20 protein-coding genes are annotated in these 19,448 nt (G+C 58.7%); 6 read left to right on the top strand and 14 right to left on the bottom strand.

What is annotated here, in order from left to right; translation table 11 throughout:
• Positions 1-4: 4 nt before the first annotated feature.
• From ACOYW5_RS09795 to ACOYW5_RS09735, 13 genes are all read right to left on the bottom strand, one after another.
• On the bottom strand, positions 5-1,249 hold the full coding sequence (locus tag ACOYW5_RS09795; RefSeq protein ID WP_423069064.1) for an ATP-grasp domain-containing protein: 1,245 nt from the start codon (positions 1,247-1,249) through the stop codon (positions 5-7).
• Between the two features lie 3 nt (positions 1,250-1,252).
• Positions 1,253-2,065 carry a DUF692 domain-containing protein gene (locus ACOYW5_RS09790; RefSeq protein ID WP_423069063.1) on the bottom strand — a complete coding sequence of 271 codons (813 nt, stop codon included), beginning with the start codon at positions 2,063-2,065 and terminating at the stop codon, positions 1,253-1,255.
• Positions 2,066-2,791 (bottom strand): hypothetical protein, encoded by a 726-nt coding sequence (locus tag ACOYW5_RS09785; RefSeq protein WP_423069062.1) that lies wholly within the window; start codon positions 2,789-2,791, stop codon positions 2,066-2,068.
• 106 nt (positions 2,792-2,897) lie between these two features.
• Positions 2,898-3,596 (bottom strand): hypothetical protein, encoded by a 699-nt coding sequence (locus ACOYW5_RS09780; RefSeq protein WP_423069061.1) that lies wholly within the window; start codon positions 3,594-3,596, stop codon positions 2,898-2,900.
• An 86-nt stretch (positions 3,597-3,682) separates the two neighbouring features.
• Positions 3,683-4,930, bottom strand: a complete 1,248-nt coding sequence (locus tag ACOYW5_RS09775) for a glycosyltransferase (protein ID WP_423069060.1) — start codon at positions 4,928-4,930, stop codon at positions 3,683-3,685.
• A 4-nt stretch (positions 4,931-4,934) separates the two neighbouring features.
• Entirely contained in the window at positions 4,935-6,656 is a 1,722-nt protein-coding gene (locus ACOYW5_RS09770) for a hypothetical protein (RefSeq protein WP_423069059.1), read from the bottom strand.
• A 9-nt stretch (positions 6,657-6,665) separates the two neighbouring features.
• Entirely contained in the window at positions 6,666-8,216 is a 1,551-nt protein-coding gene (locus ACOYW5_RS09765; RefSeq protein WP_423069058.1) for an AMP-binding protein, read from the bottom strand.
• A 709-nt stretch (positions 8,217-8,925) separates the two neighbouring features.
• Entirely contained in the window at positions 8,926-9,981 is a 1,056-nt protein-coding gene (locus ACOYW5_RS09760; RefSeq protein WP_423069057.1) for a hypothetical protein, read from the bottom strand.
• Positions 9,982-9,988: 7 nt separating this feature from the next.
• The gene (locus ACOYW5_RS09755; RefSeq protein ID WP_423069056.1) at positions 9,989-10,225 is read right to left on the bottom strand and encodes a hypothetical protein; all 237 of its coding nucleotides are present in this window, start codon (positions 10,223-10,225) and stop codon (positions 9,989-9,991) included.
• Positions 10,226-10,402: 177 nt separating this feature from the next.
• Positions 10,403-11,014, bottom strand: coding sequence for a hypothetical protein (locus ACOYW5_RS09750; RefSeq protein ID WP_423069055.1), 612 nt, complete (start codon positions 11,012-11,014; stop codon positions 10,403-10,405).
• A gap of 239 nt (positions 11,015-11,253) precedes the next feature.
• Positions 11,254-11,499 (bottom strand): hypothetical protein, encoded by a 246-nt coding sequence (locus tag ACOYW5_RS09745; protein ID WP_423069054.1) that lies wholly within the window; start codon positions 11,497-11,499, stop codon positions 11,254-11,256.
• Positions 11,492-12,508, bottom strand: coding sequence for a non-homologous end-joining DNA ligase (ligD, locus tag ACOYW5_RS09740; protein WP_423069053.1), 1,017 nt, complete (start codon positions 12,506-12,508; stop codon positions 11,492-11,494). Before ligD ends, ACOYW5_RS09745 begins: the two co-directional genes overlap by 8 nt.
• A 147-nt stretch (positions 12,509-12,655) precedes the next feature.
• The gene (locus ACOYW5_RS09735; RefSeq protein WP_423069052.1) at positions 12,656-13,156 is read right to left on the bottom strand and encodes an SH3 domain-containing protein; all 501 of its coding nucleotides are present in this window, start codon (positions 13,154-13,156) and stop codon (positions 12,656-12,658) included.
• Between the two features lie 372 nt (positions 13,157-13,528).
• Here ACOYW5_RS09735 and ACOYW5_RS09730 point away from each other — a divergent pair, with 372 nt between their 5' ends.
• From ACOYW5_RS09730 to ACOYW5_RS09715, 4 genes are all read left to right on the top strand, one after another.
• Complete coding sequence (locus ACOYW5_RS09730; RefSeq protein ID WP_423069051.1) at positions 13,529-14,008, top strand: hypothetical protein; 480 nt, start codon at positions 13,529-13,531, stop codon at positions 14,006-14,008.
• 267 nt (positions 14,009-14,275) lie between these two features.
• Positions 14,276-14,473 carry a hypothetical protein gene (locus ACOYW5_RS09725; protein ID WP_423069050.1) on the top strand — a complete coding sequence of 66 codons (198 nt, stop codon included), beginning with the start codon at positions 14,276-14,278 and terminating at the stop codon, positions 14,471-14,473.
• A gap of 22 nt (positions 14,474-14,495) precedes the next feature.
• The gene (locus tag ACOYW5_RS09720; RefSeq protein WP_423069049.1) at positions 14,496-14,804 is read left to right on the top strand and encodes a hypothetical protein; all 309 of its coding nucleotides are present in this window, start codon (positions 14,496-14,498) and stop codon (positions 14,802-14,804) included.
• 535 nt (positions 14,805-15,339) lie between these two features.
• A complete protein-coding gene (locus ACOYW5_RS09715; RefSeq protein WP_423069048.1) occupies positions 15,340-15,618 on the top strand; it encodes a DUF6894 family protein in 279 nt (92 codons plus the stop codon).
• An 813-nt stretch (positions 15,619-16,431) separates the two neighbouring features.
• Here ACOYW5_RS09715 and ACOYW5_RS09710 read toward each other — a convergent pair.
• The gene (locus ACOYW5_RS09710) at positions 16,432-17,124 is read right to left on the bottom strand and encodes a hypothetical protein (RefSeq protein ID WP_423069047.1); all 693 of its coding nucleotides are present in this window, start codon (positions 17,122-17,124) and stop codon (positions 16,432-16,434) included.
• 471 nt (positions 17,125-17,595) lie between these two features.
• Here ACOYW5_RS09710 and ACOYW5_RS09705 point away from each other — a divergent pair, with 471 nt between their 5' ends.
• Positions 17,596-19,092, top strand: a complete 1,497-nt coding sequence (locus tag ACOYW5_RS09705) for a sensor histidine kinase (protein WP_423069046.1) — start codon at positions 17,596-17,598, stop codon at positions 19,090-19,092.
• Entirely contained in the window at positions 19,089-19,448 is a 360-nt protein-coding gene (locus tag ACOYW5_RS09700) for a response regulator (protein WP_423069045.1), read from the top strand. The genes ACOYW5_RS09705 and ACOYW5_RS09700 overlap by 4 nt, the downstream gene beginning before the upstream one ends.

Genomic DNA, 19,448 nt, shown 5'->3' with positions numbered 1-19,448 from the left:
ATCGTCAATCAAAGACTTCAAACACAATGGACGCCTTAGCACTATCAAGCGCAGTCCTGACTGCTTCGTGAGTCGGAGCGCTTGCGATCACGAAGCCAAGGTAGCAATCCTGCTCGGGAAAACCCAAAAGCCTATCGCCAGGCTTCGCCATTACGTGCACATCCCGCACGTTTGGGATGGCTTTGGCCTGATCGACGCCGGTTATCTCTGCCAGGATGCCTCGTTCGGTAACGGGAAGCATCAGGACGCCAGCATATGATGTACGCCCACCGATGCTTCGGCGCTGCGCAGGCAGCCCCAACGTCGATTGGAGCACGAGGTCGTGGTAGTCCACGTCGAGGCAGTAGGTATGTGCTCGGCCACACAACCCTCCGATCGGTCTAGCGCCGATCTCGATGATTGTGCAGACACCGTCTTGGATCCTAACCTCGGCGTGTATGGCGCCACTTGTCAGGCCCAGTGCCTTAACACCCGAAAGCACCTCCGTCGCTACGAGCGTCTGAGTCTCAGGCGTCTCGGCAGAGGGCGTTATGTACAAGACCTCCTCGAAGTACGGACCGTCGCCGATGTCCGGTTTGTCGAAGATGCCGATCAAAAGGAAGCCATCTTCAGATAGGGTCCCATCAACCGCCAGCTCTCGCCCTGGGATGAACCTCTCGATGAGAATTTCTGAAGCGGCCTCAGAACCCGCAAACGGAATGTGACTCTGCGCCACTCGCTGCGTGCGGGGGAAGGCAGCAACCACCTCCTCAGAGTTGTCAGTGCGAACCACACCCTGGCTCATCATCCCCCATCGGGGCTTCAAGACGACAGGAAAGCCCAAGTCGGCCGCGACGTGAACAGCTTCGCCAACGTTCGCGGCGAGGCCGAAGCTCGGCACTCGAAGGCCCGCCTCACTCAAGGCTCGCCTCATTTGGAACTTGTCACGGGAGGCGAGCGCAGCTTGGATCGTTATCGAATACCCTTCGAGTTTGTGAGCCAGCGCCGCCGCGGATACCACCGCTCTCTCATCGTAGGTGATGAAGCCGACCCTTTTGGTGTCATCCAGCAGCAGCTGCATCACGGGCACCATCGCGTCTACATCATAAGGTGAGACATCCACCTGCCGGTCGACTAGATCGCGTTGCCACGTTAGCGTGCCGTCGGCAACCATCCAAATCTCAAGTCCATACTTTCGGGCCGCCCGAAGCGCGTCGCCCGGCGCGGTCGAAACGAAGACGATAACCTCAAGCTTTGCTTCTTGGAGCATTCGCTACCTCCGGGTGAGAATACCTCTCGCCTTTTCGACTTCTGCAACTATGACGGCAAAGGGCGGAAATGCTCGGTCCCATTCAAGGATGACTGCATTTGGTCTGCATCGCAAGCGAAGCCACTCAAGTAATCTCCACACCTCTTGGCTCACCGGATCCGCGTGACTGTCGACAAGGATTTGCTCTTTGCGGCGACTGCCCGCCAAGTGCACCTGCACAACATTCTGGAGCGGGATGCCTTCTAGGAACTCATAAGGGTCGTAACCGTGATTGACTGAGTTTATGTGCAGGTTGTTGAGATCAAGAAGCAGGCCGCACCCAGAGGCTTCACAAACGCGTCGAATGAACTCCCATTCCGTCATGTGTCCTCCCGGGACACTGAAGTAATAGGTAATGTTCTCGAGTATCAGCGTCAGTCCAGTTCTTTGCCGAAACATCTCAACGTTTCTGGCAACGATGTCGACGGATTGGTTCGAAAAACACAGGGGCGCAAGGTGGCCGACGCGCCTGCCAGCGATGCGCGTTAAGGCGAGATGGTCACCTAACCACGCGGCCCCAAGATCACCCACGATTCTTGCGATCCGGTCGACGTACTCGAGATCCAGACTTTCATCGGAACCGACCGAGATGTTGAGGCTATGGCAGATTATGGGAAACTGCGCAGCTAGTGACCCAACCACCTCGCGTGTGAGAAGCCGGGGAACATTGTCGGCCACAATTTCCAGGACATTGATGGAACCGGAATGTTGCCACACATCGGCCGCGAAACTCCGCCGGTAGCTGACACCGACACCGAGCTGTGGAAGGCCGTCCATTTAGCTGCCCTCGGCAGCGATGGGCAGGACGTCGATCAATCCGAGGGAGACCAGGTAGGCAACGGCCATTTCGACTGCTCGATTGAGGCGTGATGGAACTGGCTCCTGCGAACGTGTCAGCTTTTCGGCAATTTGGAGAATGCTATGTTTGCCATCACACAATCGCAGTAAGCTGGCGTGCATTCGACTTAGGCGAACAACCCTAACAAATCCGTCGATTCTGGGTCTGCAAGCGACCAGGCAGTACCAATCGCTGGGCGTGCCCTGCCTCCCGGCGTCGGACACGAAGTGATCGGCGACGCGACCTTGCGCACGACAGGCATGGATGGGACGCGTGCGCAATAAAGCTACGGAATGGAGGGGTGGAGCGTCAGTTTCACGGCGGGGGTCTTCGTCAGCAGCGCGCAGCCGCATGAGTTCTATCCGACCGAAGGATTCTAGGTCGGCGATGTGAATATTCGCGGCCCGAGCCAAGCTCGGGAGCGCGACAACAAATTCACGCAGTTGCTCCAGCGGCTCGGGCGCGCCCTCCTGTTGCTCATGCCGGCGGTCGAAGGTCGCCCAAAGCCGGTCCCATGCCTCCTTTCCGACCTGCCTGAAGAGCACGGGCGTCGTGGCGGCCGCAAAATTCAGGTTCTTGCGTTCGAGTAATTCGGCGAAGTAGCGAACGCCAACGCCGTTTCGCTCGATCATCGCCCGGAGGCGTTGTTGGTGCTCGACGCTCATTGAGTCGACGACGGCATCGGAACTGCCTGCTAGCAGAGCGTCGATCCTCGAGGCATCCGCGAGTAGGTCGACTAGCGCTATTTGAAACGCTCGTTCCGACACGGCGCTAGCCCAGGGATTTCAAACGGGAGGCGATAGCGGCTAAATTGTCGGAAAGCTTTGGGTCGACTGCGTTCGCCAACTCCAGCAGCTGTTCGGAAGCGATTGATGGAGAGAAGCTCGCGACTGCACGGGCAACGGCCAGTTTGGTGCTATTGCCAACAAGCCCGAACATCCGGTTTAGCAGTGGGACGGCGAAGTTACCTGGTAGTTCGCGAAGCATCTCGACCGTTGCGAGCTCAGTGCGCCGCCTGAGCCCGGTCCTGTACCGATCGACTTTGTCACCGTGCCAAACGGTGTCCGACAGTCCCTCAACTGCGTCCGCCTCTTCCTCCGTGGTTTCGAAAACATGGAACGACACGGCCGCATGGTTTGCTGCGTTGCGGATTTGATGGATACATGGCGACTTGAGAAGCCCGACGTCTCCTGCGTTCCCAGTAAACTGAACCGACGGCTCGATGTCGGCACCTTCGCGGAAGATCAATATCTGGATCTGATGCAACAGAACCCCAGCAACCGACCAATGATTGTGCTCGTGTCGGGTGTTCTCATACCCACTGGGCCAAACGAAGATGCGCGCGGAAAGGAGTTCGTCGGTCAGTCGAACGAGCGGAAGGTTCCACAGCTCCGTCGGTGCGCCGAAGCTTCGTACTAGAAACTCACAGCAGGTGGCACGAAACTCGGAACTGGCGATTTGGTTACGCAACCAGTGCTTCGCCTCCTGCGAGGCGGTTTGACTCGGTCGACCACGGAGCATCAAGGCAAGCGCCGCAATTGCCGCTTCGAGCGGCTCTATTGAGCGATCGCGTTCTGTAGCAACCTCTCCCAACTCCCCACAAACTCCTCATATGATCGAACGCTCTTCAACGCTTGATGTCCCGCGGCGGCAACAGCGGTTCGCATCCCAGTGTTTTCGATTACTAAAGACAGTCTCAGGACAAGGTCTTCCAAGTTCCGCGGGTCCTCAACAATGAGGCAAGTATCCCCGTTGCGCAAGATGTTCCTGTACCTCGGAGTGGCCGCAACCTCGGCGGTTGTAACCAAGCATACCCCGCAACTGAGGACTTCATCTGGGACGATCGAGACGTGCTGGGGCGTCTTAAAATCACGCTTCAGATATGCGACTGCGTCACAGGCACGAATGAACGAACCGATATGACGATTGTGTACGGGTGGCATCAGCCACGTGCTGTCCTCAATTCCTTCGGTTCGAATAGCCGCCCTCAAGAGCTCTTCGCCTCGATACCAGCGCGTCATTAGGAGGAGATTGAATTCATGGCCCTGCTGCTTTACTCGACCAAGCGCTTTGACTAGCTCAAATACGCCCTTGGCTTCAAACAGCTTACCGTAGAAACCAATCGTCGGTCGATCGGGCACGAACGGATTAGTGTGCCACCCCAGCTCATCCCCGATTGTACGCGAGGCGCGACCCAAGATCGCATTGATGTCTAGGGGCGCTACGTCGGGATTGAAGACCGAGTCTGGTGGTGCGTAAGGAGCGGGCAGGGTTGCAGTGGCATCGGAGCGCAGTCCCCGCGCGAGAGAACTCTTGGCAATGAATTGTTGGGCCCGGGCAACTAGCTCGACGTAGGCAGGGCGCAGTTGCTTGTGTGCCGCGAGCCTACCAACATCGCTCCCTGCATGAGTTTGAACGTGGGGTACGCCAGTCCAAGCCGACACAAGGTGCGCGGCGACACCGTAAGGTTCAAGGTACGTTGCAAGGATGATCTGGCAACCATGTTCGTGCACTGCCCGCAAACCAAGGGAGGTCAGCTTTGTGACGACGGGATTGTCAGGGGGAATATGGAACTGGCTCGGGTCAAAACGATCGGTGCCGAGTACAATGAGGGCCGAACCCGTCGGATCGCCCGTAGAGGTCTCGTCGATGACGATGCTGCGGAACGGCGCATCGGCCTCCGTGGCGTTTGTGCAAACGGTAACGGAGTGGCCGCGGCCAATGAGACCTTCTGTCAACCAAAACCCGACAGTGCTTACTTGACCTACAATCGGTGGATATTTTCCAATGAGACAGATTTTCATCAGATCAGGCCGCCAAAAACTGCAAAATTTCGTCCGAAACGGTACGCCACGATGATGGCTTCCGAAAAATATGTCCCTCGCCTGGCAACACGACGTTCTTGCCGAATGCACCGAAAGTCATTTGGAGTTCCTTGACGTCGCTCTCGGTGGTCAGAGAATCGTCGGAGCCATACGCAACCAAGACCCTTGTCGCGCTCACAGGGCCGGGAGACAGCAAAGCGGAATCGAGTATCGGCGGCCAATTTGGAACAGCGCCACGGGTAGGCCGAATTACTGGACTTACCAGCGCCGCGACATCAAAAACTGGTTGGTCGCGCATGGCTGTCAGAGACACGTATGCACCGAGACTGCCGGCGAGCAATGCAGCATTCACGCAACCTTCCTTGCGAAGCTGCCCGCGAATGTTCAGGAGGATTTTACCCCACGCCGCCGCCAGACTAGTGTTTGGAAGAAGCCACTCGGTTCCCCCCCCAGGGGACGTCGGGCCGGCGATCCCGAGCACGCGGTACCCAAGTTCGCCTGCCGCTGAGGCTATCCCGTACAGGGCATGCTGGAAAAACAATGTCTGAGGGCCAGCCCGCAGCAGTCGGAATGGGCTGGCAACTAGGACAAGTGCACGATTGCTTTCGGGCGGACCAGCGAGGGGGAAGACCCTGAAATCAGGAGCGGGGCGCGCGCGATGCCTTCGCCGGACCTTGGCCGAACGTGGATCCATCGACTGGTGCTGCCAACCGCTGCTTTGGGCCTTTGCGCAGTGCAAGGATCCTTGGAGTGACCAGCGGAGCATGTCGAAGCTACCAGAAACCTCTCGAAGGACTTTCCCCCTCGCGCCAGAAGCCCTTGCATCTCCGACTATCAGCGACATCCCTGGAGGGCCACGACCTCCCACAGCTGTCACCACGGCGGCGAATGATGAGCTTGTTGGATCGAGCACAAAATCCTGGACGTCGAGGTCGTCGGGGGTCAGTTCCTTTGCTGCACCCTTCGCGACGCAGAGCAGCCGTGTGCGACCATTTTGAAGGAGTTGCACCACGACATCGCCGCTAGCGGTAACCGCCACCGGCAATTTCGAGGTACCGAGGCCTACGTCAAACTGGATGCCGCCGATGTCGGAACGTGCGAGTTCCCCGGAAGCGCCATCTAGCAACGAAATTAGCAGGTCAGCTTTGGGCCATTGAAGCTCTGACCAAGCTGCACATGCCAGCCACCTACCGTCTGCTGATGCGGCGATAGTCGTCCTCTCGACGACCCCGGGCAACGTGGTGACGGACGCTAGGCCGTCCGCGTTCCAACATTCCACACGATGTCCGTCGTTCACTCGGCGAAGCCACATGACTTCCTTGGAAAAAGCGATCTCAACAACATCCTTCGTTCTATGCAGGAGTTCTCCGCTCGGCGAGATGTTGAAGAGTGTCCTTCCGCTAACGAAATAGGCTTCGTTTCCCAGGAATCCAACACCAGTGATAGGGTGTTCCATTCGGCGGAGGGTCAAGCCGAGATCTTGTTTCCAGAGGATGAAGCTTTGGCCATGAAATCCGGCAAGCCTAAGACCATCGTCTGACCACGCCAGGCCAGACATCTCGAAGTGGGCAAATGGGAACGATGTGACCCGATGGGAGCCGAGAATGCTGAGCTCGGGGGCATCCATCTTACCACCCAGCCAGATTGCAGCGACTGAATCACCACACGGCGCCGGTGCAAGCGCAAAGAAGTACGGTGTTATCAACAGCTTCCCTCAACAGTTGTAGGCAAACTCCGTCATCGTCTGACCGTCCACGGCCGATCGCTTAATTTTGCCGGTAGACGTTTTGGGTAGACAGCGAGTGAACTCCACTTTCGTGAGCCATCGCTCGGGCTCGTTGGGCCACTTCTCTCGGACGCTACTTGCGGCCATCTCTGCTGCGTGAACTTGGTTGTTTGTACCCTCATAGACCAAGATCGCTTTTAGGACCGTCAATCCATCCATTCCCGTCGTACCTAGCACGACGCATTCGGAGACTCCTGGAACGAGGGTAAGCAATTGCTCAACGTCGGTCGGATTCACCCATTTGCCGCAACCGAGCTTAATTAGGTCGTCTACCCTGCCTCTTGGGTAAAAACGGCCATGCTCGTCGCGAAAGAATGTGTCTCGCGTCCTCACCCACCCGTCCTGAAACACGTCTTCGCTTGCGGCGCGGTTGTTCCAGTAACAATTGGCCGCGCTTGGTGTTCTAACCCAAAGTTCACCCAAGGTCTCTTCTGTGGGTCGGCCCTCTGGGTCCCGAAGGACAATATCGCATCCTGCAATAGGACCACCTACCGAACCCGGTCTATGATTGCCGGGCGTAGGAACCATAAAGACGTGTCCAACTTCAGTGGTCCCATAGCTGTCGTAGATATCCGTGCCAGTCAGAGCTCGCCACCTGTCAATCAGCGAATTGTGTAGCGGTTCGCCCGCGCTCACACATAGTCGAACGGAGCCCATCGCTTCTCTTGTGGTGTTTACTCCGAGCAGTTCGGCGAGAGCCCGGGGCTGCGAGAAGAACAGCGTCGGCGCATGGGCTAATGCCGCTTCGATCAGCACGGAAGCATTTGGGGCCTCTGGGAACAAAATGACCGCTGCACCTGCACGTAGTGGAAAGGCCAGGTTATTTCCGAGGCCGTATCCGAAATGAAGCTTTGGAACCGCCAGACAAATATCACCGTAGCGATATCCAACGTGTGGCGAAGCGTAGCTGTCATAGGCCAGCAGGAGGTCTTTGTGTCTGTGCGGGATCAGCTTTGGTGCTCCAGTAGATCCCGAGCTGAACAGTCCGTACGCCAACCTGTCAGGCGCATAGATGATCGAGTGGTCGGCGTTGCAGAGTTGCATTTCCCGCTCAAACTCAGCAGGCGCCGACCAACTGGCGATGATGACAGTCTCGACCCCCTCCATCAACAGCAACGGCTTGAAGCGAACTGCACTCCGCTCGTCAACGATGATCACTATCGGCTGAGCAACGCTGACGGCGCCGGCAGCCTCTTCAATATCGACCGAAGTGCTGAGGGGGACGGGAATGCCGCCAGCGGCTATGATTCCGAAAAACGCGATCACAAACGATGGGCAATCAGGAAGGAGCAGGAGAACCCGATCACCAGGCCCCACTCCAATGCGTCCAAAGTAGGACCTACTCCTCGCGACCGAGTCGGCGAGCTTGTCGTAGGACATGCCTCGTCCTTGGAACAAAAGAGCGCTGCGCTCTGGGTGCGCGCGAGCAGACTCGTAGACGAGCTGCTGCGTTAGGTGCGCTTGTGAATAGTCTTGCACGGCTTTCTCCTCACGAGGGAAATTGCGGCCCTTCGTAATCTGTAGGCATCCGGGCCTTCACTCTCCAGAACGACACGCTTTTGCGTTCAGCGGCCAAGGATTTGCCTCCGTGTATTCGGCATGCCGACCAATATCTTGGCTTATGCTGAAAATTGATACCACCCCCGTTTATTTCGTCACCGGGTTGGTCTTGCAGTCGGGATCTGAGATCCCCGCGAATTTCAACTCGTCGCGTACGATCGGTAGGCTCGAGTGAGTCTTGGGGTGTGAAGACAACTCTGGAGCGCAGCAAGCGGTGCAAAGCGGAACATCGCTGAGGGTCCGGCTCTGGCCAACCGCCGAAATTCGTTGCGCGGGAATCTCGCCGTGCCGGAGAGACAACGCTGAGAAGAGTCGCGAAGCTGAACCCACCGCGCATAGCGGACGTTGCGACAGTGTTGCGATGCGGGCCGTGCGACCTTGCAGCCTTCCCGCCACACAGGGGTGTTTGCGAGCAGTGAGGGGAGGGACTAGCCCTTCATTCATTCTCTGCCGCGCAAACTAGGGTTCGAATCCCTTTCTCTCCGCCACTTCTTCCGCCTAAACAGTTGTTATGTAACGTGAATATGGTTCAGCCTCGGAGCTAGCCCTAAAATGCGCCCCACCAGATTCCTGCGCATGTGGGCCGATGGGGCTTTCCGGTCACGCATCTGTGATCACGCCCCCTGAGCTACTGAGCGGCTGGCCGCGCCCTGTCGGTCTTGCCGGTAGATGACGGCGTAGGTATCTCCACTTGTGAGGGGGCTTTGAACACATAGCCGCCCAGCATGGCGGGTTGCGGCGCAATAGCAGCGATGTAGTTGCCCCGGTCGTTGAGAGCTGCCGTCGCAAGGTGCGACCCCGACGATTGGCGATAGAGCGATACGCGCCACGGTATCAGTGTCGGAGAGCCGGCAGCCGGACCCAAAAGCAGGCGGGCTACAGTTCCAGCACCAACATGGCTGCCCACCACATGCTCCAATGGTTCGGCTATCATGCGCGCCAGTTCGTCATCGAAGCCAAGCGAGCTGATGCAGCCCGGCAGGTCGCATTCGGACATGGGGATGACTACTTCGGTGCTGACCGGTGGACTTCTGACCAGCGCAACAATGCTGCCGTTTTCCTCGCGCTGACGGACAGGCGTGTCCAGGCCTCGCTTCGACACGATTCCATACGCCTCAAGTTCGCTTTCCGTGAAGATATGCAGTTTCTCGGGCGGCGTGCGCAGCATCTCTACAATTACGGGATCCTGCACTCCGAAGCTGCGCATCGCTTCGAACAGGGCGGCCACGCTCAACTGAGTGGCAGTTGCACTCTCGCTACCGCCGTACATCTGATGAACACCTAGGAGCCCGCCGGCCGCTATGGTGCGCTTCCCTCCTGCCAAGAATACGAAGGCGCAGGCGGAATAGCATTCGCCCTTGGCCGGCACCGCCGTGACCATCGATCTGGCACGAACAACCCGCGCCACCGCCAGCGCTTCGTTGACCAGCCCGCCAGGGCTCGCGGTCACAAGCTTAATCGCGTGAGGCCGGCTCCCAATCGCGCGCACAAAATCGTCAAATGCGCCGCTCTTCAGGGGGCCATCCATCACCAGCGTGTCGGGCAAATCGCCAGGCAGGTAAAAGGCCCCGATCCTAAGGTCGAACTCTGCGGGTCGCGGGATGGGTTTTGGCGGCTGTTCGGCCAACGCCAGTCCTGCCCAGGCGACTGCGAGTACCGCCAACAGATGGGCCCGGATGCTCAAGCGTTCCTCAGCCGGACTTCAGTATAGCCGCCAGCCGCGAACGAAGAACGCCGAATGCCATCGCATCTACTTCCTCGAGGTCGAAGCCATCGTCATTGGAGCCACCACCCTTACTGACGTTGAGCTGCGACATGTCCGCAGGATCGAGGTAACGATATGTGGAGTATCGGCGCTTGGTCGGAATGTGAAGGACGGCCAATTCGCCATCGTCCGCGAACTGTTCTGCTGTGACTTTCTCTGTCATGTAGCCCTCCCAACGGCGCTTGATTTTAGCGATGACACGACATCCGCACCAGCAGGTATGGCCCACACAGGGCGTTAGGCCATTCTTGCGGATGCATGTCTGCTCAGCCCAAGAAGCGAAACGCTATCGACCCGCTCATCCTTGGATACTCGGCAGCGTAGTTGCCTGGCATCGGCGTCAAGGGAGCCCAGTGCGCTTGAACTCGGCCCAGCCGATCAGTTCCGAGGCCTCGCTATCTTCTGCTTCGACACCCGCGGCCTTTGTCCCTGCAGCTCCGCGTTGCTTAGCCTTCCAGGCTGCCTCACGCCTGCGCTTGGCGGTGGCCTCGGCATCCTGTTCGCGCCAATCGACCACAAGGTCTCGGTTTGCTGCATCCTCGACGAAGTCAGGATCGAACACGTGAAACGTGATGGTGCCGCGGCCGCGCAACTTAATCGTCCTCGTCCCGGCACTGGGTAGCCGGCCATCTTCCAACCACCTCCGCCGCTCGGTAGATGAAATGCTCAGGATGTCCTCGATCTCACGCGGGATGACAGGTCGCCGCTCGATGCCAACTAGCGCCTTGGCCACAATCGCTGATGCTGCGGCAAACTCCTTCTGCGAAGAGGAAGGCATTCGAAGCATCAACTCTCCCGCCTTGACGGTCAGCGACTTGCGGGCCGCCGCCGGAAGTTGCGTTCTCACCTGCATATACAGACCCTTCGAGCGTACCGACGATCCTAGCCGCGCAGCGTAGGGCAGCGTCCAGGAAGCAATCAGGTCGTCGTCAGATAGGAGGCTTTTAGGCATCCACGCTCTTATGCGACTGTGTTACGTGCCCCTTCCGGTTAATCCAGGCCGTGCAAGCGCCGCAGCTCGCGCTGCACCGACTCGGGCAAACTCACCTTAGCGAGAATGTCTCGCACGATTTCTTTCTGCGTCATCGGGTGATCGTCTCGATGCAGGCCTTGTGCACGAGCGATGGACTGCCCGACGGTCTCGCGGACGCTTGGCGCCGATGGTTTGTGCCGAAAACTTCGGTCTGCTCATCAGTGCCACCGATCGGCGTCGCGTGGGTTACGACGTTGCATCTCGTTCTCGTAGACTTCGAGCGCCATCGGGCTTTCGATGATCGCCAGCAGGCGGCCGAGTGCCTCCTTGGCACTTACGCCGCTGTCGGGCGGCAGATAGTCATAGAGTACGTCCGAGACCATCACGACGATGTCGTCGGCGCTTGCCGGTTCGTGGCCCAGCTTCTCTTTCGCCTCGTCGAGATAGCGGTGCATCTCAGGCATCTTTTTCATCCTCCAGGTGGACGTCGGTCGGTGCTTTGTCTTCGCGCAGTCCTTTGAATGACGGATGGCGGATCAAGCCATCAGGAGTGATCTCGGTGAACTCGACTTCGGCCAGAAGCCGTGGCTCTACCCAGCGAGCGGCACGCATCTCAGGGCGTGGCATCCCTCTTATGTCAGGCGCCGTGTCCGTGCGGATCACCTGCAGCACGTCCCACACCTCGCGGCGCATCTTCTCGGTGAAGCCGGTGCCCACTCCGCCGCGATAAACGAGCTGGCCGTTCTCGTAAGTGGCGAGGAACAACGCCCGGACGTTGTCGACGCCATACTCCGGCGGTCGCCAGCCGATGATCACGAACTCCTGCCGTTTTACGCATTTGATCTTCAGCCAGGCCGTCGAGCGGTCGCCGCCGTAGTAGCGGGCAGTTGGCGACTTAGCGATGACGCCCTCGTGCCCGCCCTCGCACATGGCCTGGAACACCGCTTCGCCATCGCCGACGATGTGATCCGAGTAGGCGATGGGCACCTCGGTCGGTACGCTTGCCAGCAGGGCCTCGAGACGCTGCTTGCGCTCGAGCTGCGGCAGCCGGGCGAGGTCCTCGCCGTCCAATTCGAGGAGGTCGAAGGCGTAGAATACCACTGGCTTCTGCCCGTCGAGGCTGTTCTTGAGCAGGGTGAAATTGGTGCGGCCGTGCTCGTCGATGGCACAGATTTCGCCGTCGATAAGCGCTGTGCCCTTGGTAAGCTGCGAAAGCCCTGGCACGACGTATCCGAACTGCCGGGTCCAGTCGTGGCCACCTCGTGAGTACATCTTGACCGTACCGCCGGCGATGGCCGCCTGCGCCCTGTAGCCGTCGAACTTCATCTCGAACAGCCAGCTGTCGCCGGTCGGCACACGCTTCTCGAGCGTGGCCAGTGCAAACGGGCGGAACGTGGGGAGGACGAGCGAGGTAGATTCCGAGTCCGTGCGGCGAAGCCGCTTACCGCTGGGTGGGGCCGCTACGGCCGCCATGGGTTGCTCGTGAACATTGCGATTCAATAGCACTGCGGGAAAACAGTTCCGAATCCTGCACCGCACGCACGTGGCTTTTGTTGACCCCACGAGGAGAAGGAGGTGGCACGGCTAAGGGTTAACCGAGGCGATCCGGGGGGGCGGCCCTTACTGCCCAGACACGTACTTGCGGTTTACCCAGCCCTCATAGCCTTCAGCTCGTACCTTCTGCCAGGAGCCGACAGCGTAAGGCAGGAAGGCGATATCGCATTGATGGCGCGATAGCACTGTCACGACGCGCGAACCCGGCGAAGGAAACGCTCGAACGTTGAGCCGGTCTCCCGCTCCAACGCCGCTGACGCAGTACAGAGCCGGCGAGACCATCGAGATGTACTTCCTGTTGACCCATCCCGCATCGTGCCCATCCTCGATTGGGCACCAAGAGCCCTTGCAGGGACCGGTCACCACTACTCCGCACTCACCATATCTAAGGGTGGTGACCACCTTGCTGTTCGCGTTGCTCTTGGCTCGCACGTTCAGAGCGTCCGTGCTCTTCACATTGACAACGCAATGCTCCTCGCCCTCCACCACCTGGGCAGTCGCAGGAGTGATAACCCCGAACGACAAAAGCGCGACGAAAGCGAACGTGAGAACTCTTAAGTAGGGCATCGGATCTCTCCTGTTGCAAGCATCTGGACGCGCCTAGGAATGAACTGTCCCTGAAATTGATGGACTGCCGTCTATTTTTTGCCCTTAGCCGCTAGTGTGCCGGCTGTGACGACAAAGCGTTCTGGATCGGCCTCGGTTCGCTCTCTGGATCCATACGGACCAAAGTCGCCAGCAACGAGACTTCGAACGTGGCGTTGCAGGACAGGTGGATCTAACACCTTTCCTGCGGCATTTAAGAGGCCGTCTGGACGGGGGCGGGGTTCTTGAAGGTGGCCCTTCGCGGGACCCCGCCCTTCGAACAAACGTCAATGCAGAGCCAGCGGAATTGCAGGTCGATGCGGCCATACTCGACGGCCAGTTTGGAGGTTCAACGTGTTTGCCCGCTCGCTGCTGCTCATCACCGCCCTTCTCCTCGGTATCCTCACCGCACAAGGTGCGGAGTGGTCACGCTACGATGGCCCGGGTGTAAGCATCGACTTGCCCACAAGCACTTTTGGCGTCGCAGATCGATCACCTGGCCGACTTCGGCTCACAGACAGTGCTCGAAGGGCCCAGCTCGAAGTCTTCAGCGGCCGCAATGCACAGGATCTCTCGATTGCCGACTTCAGACGCGAAGTTACAACTGTCGATCCCAACCGCACCATTGTGTACGAGGCGTCGGGTCGCACATGGTTCGTGGTTTCGGGATATATGCCGGATCCGGAAGGCGTAGAGGAGCTAATCTTCTATGCGAAGTTCATGTTCGACGCGACCGGGAACAGGTTTGCGGCTTTCGAGCTCAGCTACCCCAGACGGCTCAAGGAGTCTTTTGACGGAACGCTGACCCGTCTGGAGAAATCCCTTTCGCTCTAGCGACTGAAGTCCCCATACTCAGTGGGCTACGGGTTATCTTTTTGAATTTCGGCGTCTTGTTCGCAAGCGATACCATTGCGTTCTCTGGGAGGAGAAGAGCTGCCGATGGTCGCCTCGATACTGCTCAGGCTGTGGTTTTGGGCGCTGATCACGGCAGCTTTTTCCGCCGCCCTCATGCTGCTGCTTGGCACCCTTTAAGCATGAGTTGAACCGCTCGTGTCACGCACTTGGCTCAAAATTCGCAACACAACCGGAAGGAGGTTTTCAATGTCTCGATTGGTCGACTGGATTGATGGCTGGGAGGTCCGTCTCCGGGATGATCACGGCTATGGCGTCTACGATAGTCACGGCCTTGTTGCCGGTCCCTTCGGCACCGAGAGCGCCGCAATCAAGGCGGCGCTGCTGTTGCCCAAGCCCCGCATGCTGAAAGCCGAAGCCGACCAGATTGGCATCTGGCTCGTCTAGCAAAGTACCTTGTGAATACTAAGTGACGAACGTCGTTGAAATCTTCCTGCCGCTAGACACCCGGACAGGCCGTCCCATTGATCTCGAAGTTATCGAGGGGATCGTCAAAGGTCTCGCTGATCGTTTTGGCGGGGCGACCGCTTACACCCGGGAGCCTGCGGAAGGTCTATGGAAACGAGCCATGTCTATCGAGCGTGACCGCATCATCATGGTCGAAGTGCTCGTCAACGACGTCGATGAAAGTTGGTGGCACGACTATCGTCGGAAGCTCGAGAACGAATTGGAGCAAGATAAGGTGCTCATCCGGATCACGCCTTGCAGAGTGATTTAGGATAGATTCACATGAACGGTAGGCCTGGCCGCGCCTGAAAACGTGGGGAGGGCGATTTGGTTTCGCGCCTAGTACGGGTTCACTGCAGACATTGTGTCGGAGTCGCGCGAGTACGCGTATTTGACCCATGGGCTGGGCGCGGCTTAAGCTAAATGCGGGCGCGGGATGCGCTGCTTACCACAGCCCGCTCCCATCCAAAGTCAGAACTACGGCGAGGCCTTCTATATTTGCCCCATCCGCAGGGCCTCGCCGCTAGCCGACGATGAAGCGCGCTAGACTTCCAACGTGGTAGATACCCCCGGCTAGAAGCGCGACCATCACCAACCACGCGACAATCATCCACCCAACGCCGTACCGCCCCCTGAGCATGATGCTCCTCCCGTGAGCCGGATAGTCGGCTTGTCTGCCTGGCCCCTTAGCATCGGGTCGGACAATATCGTCGCCACCACGGACCGCAAGCGCTTCGTGATCACATGGACCGCCCACTGCAACCAAAGCTCCGCTTCCCGCGTCTTGCCTACTGATGGAGGCTAGCATGCGGTACTACTTTGATATTTTCGATGGGGACCATTGGGCGCGTGACGACATTGGCGTGGATTGTGCCCACGACCGCGGAGCTCGTTACCAGGCAGTGCTTGCCTTAACTGAACTGGCTCGCGAACTCCTGCCATTCGACGGACCCGAGAAGGAACTCACTGTTCGCGTCAGGTTGAACGATGCGGTGGCGTTCTCAGTGCGGCTGACGTTCGACACGTCTTTTGGCCCCGCGCTCACGGATAGCTCGGTAATCGAGAGGTCGGACCCTCGTCACTGAACCGATTGAAAATATCGCGCTATCCGCACAAATATCGCCTGGCAAAGGGCGCTGGCCGTTCATTGTGGGCGCGCTAGTTCGGCTCGCAAATCACAGGTGAGAGGAAGTGCTTCGAGGCAGGTACGGTTCGGCTGGATGGTTGCGGCATGGGCCGCTCTTGTGGCACCGATCGTTCTCGGCGTCTGGGGTGCAACTACGCTAGCCCAACTACTGCTCTAGGCAGTTCCAATCTTGTGGCCACAATCAAAGACCCCGGCTCTCCCCCAGCCGGGGAAATCCAACAAGAACACCTCAGACTGCCCTTTGGGGCGTGCCCAAAAGAATGGCCACTTCGTGGAAGTGGCCTTTGAAGCTTTCTGGACTGGCGTTCTTTGGGGCGCCGTACCGATAGACATTTAATGCTTGGACGTGCCCTGGAGTTCCAACGTCCTCATGTAGGTGGCTCAGACGGCCTCGAGGTCGCAACCGTTGGCCATATCGGCCGCGCGATGTGAACTTCATGTGAAAGCCCCAGCCGAGTGAGTATTCCAGGTCCGCTTCATCTTCCTTCACCATCGTCAATGATCTGACCATTGCGAAGTTGCGCCACTAGGCCTCTAGCGAGCTTCCGAGGTCGCGTTGTCCTCAAGGTCGGGATCGCCGTCGAGAAGGTCCCCGGTGCAGCTGCTCGATCACCTCGAGCAGAGCGGGGCATCAGCCAAAACGCCTTAACGCGACACCACAAGGAAAGGCCCCGAGCGTGAACCGGGGCCTTTTTTAGGGGCAATGGAAGATTCTACCGATGAAGCTCGTCGAGCTTAATTGCGAGAGTGCTTACGTACCTGTGCTGGTAGCGACCACGTACACCGTCACCGTGTCGCCCTCGGCCGTGGCACCCAAGACATCCGCCATCGTTGCACCGCGTGCTTGGACCGCGGCCACGGCTGCCGCGTTGGCTTCCAACGCCTTCCGCACGTTGGTCGCACCTTCGCTCGCGAGCTCTGAGGATACTTCGCTCGCCGCGCAGTCCGAGACAAGAACGACCTTTACGTTTGTGGCGGGCGTAATGACCGCCGCGTCTGCCATGGCCATCTTCGACATCATGCTCTGCAGCCCGCCCGGCTCGCACGCTATTGTATCTTCCGACAGGGCCGCCAACGCAGCTTCGGCCGCGGTTGCCTCTTCAACCGTCACGGTCCCGTCGCCGTTTGCGTCCAACACGATGCTCGCATTGCCGCTGGCCGTGATCGCTGCGTTGGCAGCCGCAACCTCCTCGGCACTGATGGTTCCGTCGCCGTTTGCGTCGACCGTCAAAGAGGCGGAGCCACCACCGCGAAACTCGTTGCCCGAGGCCTGGGCCGCGGCATCGGCCGCCGCCTGCTCTTCCGCCGAAATGTTTCCGTCACCATTGGTATCGACGGTGACCGTGCCTCCAGTGGTCGCATTCACGTCTGTCTGCGCGAAGGCTGCGGGCGTGAAGGCAAATGCGGCGGCGGCAACCAGTGCCAGTATAGAAGTTCGAGTCATTTGTTCTGGACCTTATGTTATGCCGGGTCCTAGCTAACCTCGCCGTGCGCCTTTGGTTGCCCCCGAGAAAGGTCGGAGCCTTGAGGACAGGGGCCAAGGCGTGTCGGTTCGCTAGGATCGACACAGCACCAGGTCGCGTGCAGCAAAGACTCCGGACCTAGTCCTTGGAACCAAGTGTATTTGAGGTCGTTGCAAAGCGTTCGAATGCAGAGGATCGCCCGCATTCGTAGGTTTTGGGGGAGAGAACATGACGCCCGCGCTTTCGCGTCGCGCCTTGGTCGTGGAGGACGAGCCTCTTAGCAGCCCAAGAGGTGACGTCCGAACTCCTTCCGGCACTCCATGAGAGGGTTAGTGGTCTGAGGAACGGTAGAGGCTGGCGTCAGGCCTCCGGCCGTCGAACCGGCGAGAAACTGCGGCATTGGAACCTAATGCCCTGAAGCCAGTTATGGCTGGTTGACGAGGGGGGACAGAATGCTTGGCGCAGCGGAACTTTCGCCGACTCAGGAAAGTCGCGAGACTGCAACCCTTCTCCAGCTCACAGACCGTCTTTATCGCAGCGAACGCCTAGAAGATGTGTATCAGGCGGCCCTCGATGCCATTCGAGAGCTTCTAGGGTGCGAAAGATCCTCCATTCTCCTTTTCGACCAAGACGGGGCCATGCGGTTTGTGGCGTGGCGGGGGCTTTCTGAAGCATACCGGGCAGCGGTCGATGGGCACACGCCATGGCGTCCAGGTGACCGCGATGCCGAACCCATTTTCGTCCAGAACATTGAAGGGACTGCTGAGCCTGAGTGGCTCAAGCGCACTATCAAGAACGAAGGGATTGTCGCGCTTGGGTTCGTCCCGCTGATGGCCAATGGCGAAGTCGTCGGCAAGTTTATGACCTACCTGCCGCACATTCACGAATTCAGCCCTCATCAGTGCGACCTTGCAGTGTCCATTGCCCGACAAGTTGGCTTCAGCCTTGAGCGACATAGAGCAGAACGAGCTCGTAGTCTCGCTGAGCAACAGGTTCGGGAGAGCGATGATCGCTTCCGCCAGATGGCTGAAGACGCGCCAATCATGATTTGGGTGGCGGACAGCCAAGGTCGCTGCCTGCATCTGAACCAGATGCTGCGCGAGTTCTGGGGCGTTTATGACCTCGAGTCGTTCGATTGGTCAGAGACCATGCACCCTGAGGACCGAGAGCAGATTGCCTCGGGTATGACGGCGGCACGCCAATCAAAAACAGGGGCCAGAGTAAAAGGCCGCTATAAACGCCACGACGGCCAATACCGGGTGCTCGAGACCACTGCGAAACCGCAGTTCGGTGCGGATGGCCGATATGAGGGCATGATCGGGGTAAATGTCGATGTGACTGAGCGTGAGGAGGCTGACGCTCGCAAACAGCTCATGATCAACGAGTTGAACCACCGGGTGAAGAACACGCTCGCCGTCGTCCAATCTGTCGCAAGGCAAACCTTCAAGACGCTGCCAACGTCTAGGCCCGAAGTCTCAGCATTCGAGGGTCGGCTGTCAGCTCTGGCTCAGGCGCATAACCTCCTTGCTGCAACTAGCTGGCAGAGTGCATCGCTCGCGGATATCGCCAGAAAGTGCGTGAACGGCGACGCCGGCGCTCGCGTTCGCGTGGCTGGGCCTTCGGTTTACCTCAAGCCCAAAGAGGCCGTGACGACGGCAATGGCGCTACACGAACTCTACACGAATGCTCTGAAGCACGGGGCACTTCGAACTGCCGATGGCACGATTGACATCACATGGGAGTCTGACGATGCGGCAGACCAGTGGCTGAAACTGCGATGGGACGAACAGTGCCAGGGGGCAGTTGAAAAACCTTCGCGCCGTGGCTTCGGATCTCGGATGATCGAGAGTGCCATGAAGGCAGAGTTTCATGCGGACGTGCAAATGGAGTTCAGGCCACGAGGCCTGCTGTGCACCATCGTCGCACATCGAGGGGCCGCAGCGGTATGAGCGCCCTGATTGGAAAACGCGTGCTGATCCTTGAGGATGAGTACCTTCTCGCCATGGAGGCCGCGGAGACGCTTGAGGAACTAGGCGCTGTTGTTGTCGGCCCGGCACACCGCGTCGACGCCGCAAAGGTGTTGGTCCTTGGTGGCAATATCGACGTTGCGCTTCTTGATATGAACATCAACGGGGAGCCGAGCAGTCCGATTGCCGAGCTACTCTCCGCATGTGGCGTTCCCTACGTGTACGCCACGGGTTATGGGGCTGCTGCTGACGTCCCAAAGGGCGTCATGATCGTGGATAAGCCATACACCCGGGAGGAAATCGAGACGGCGCTTACCTCAGTCCTTTTCAACTCATAA

This window comes from Devosia sp. CN2-171 (assembly GCF_049354815.1).
Taxonomy (GTDB): Bacteria; Pseudomonadota; Alphaproteobacteria; order Rhizobiales; family Devosiaceae; genus Devosia_A.
This window is presented reverse-complemented; position numbering and strand designations above follow the sequence as displayed.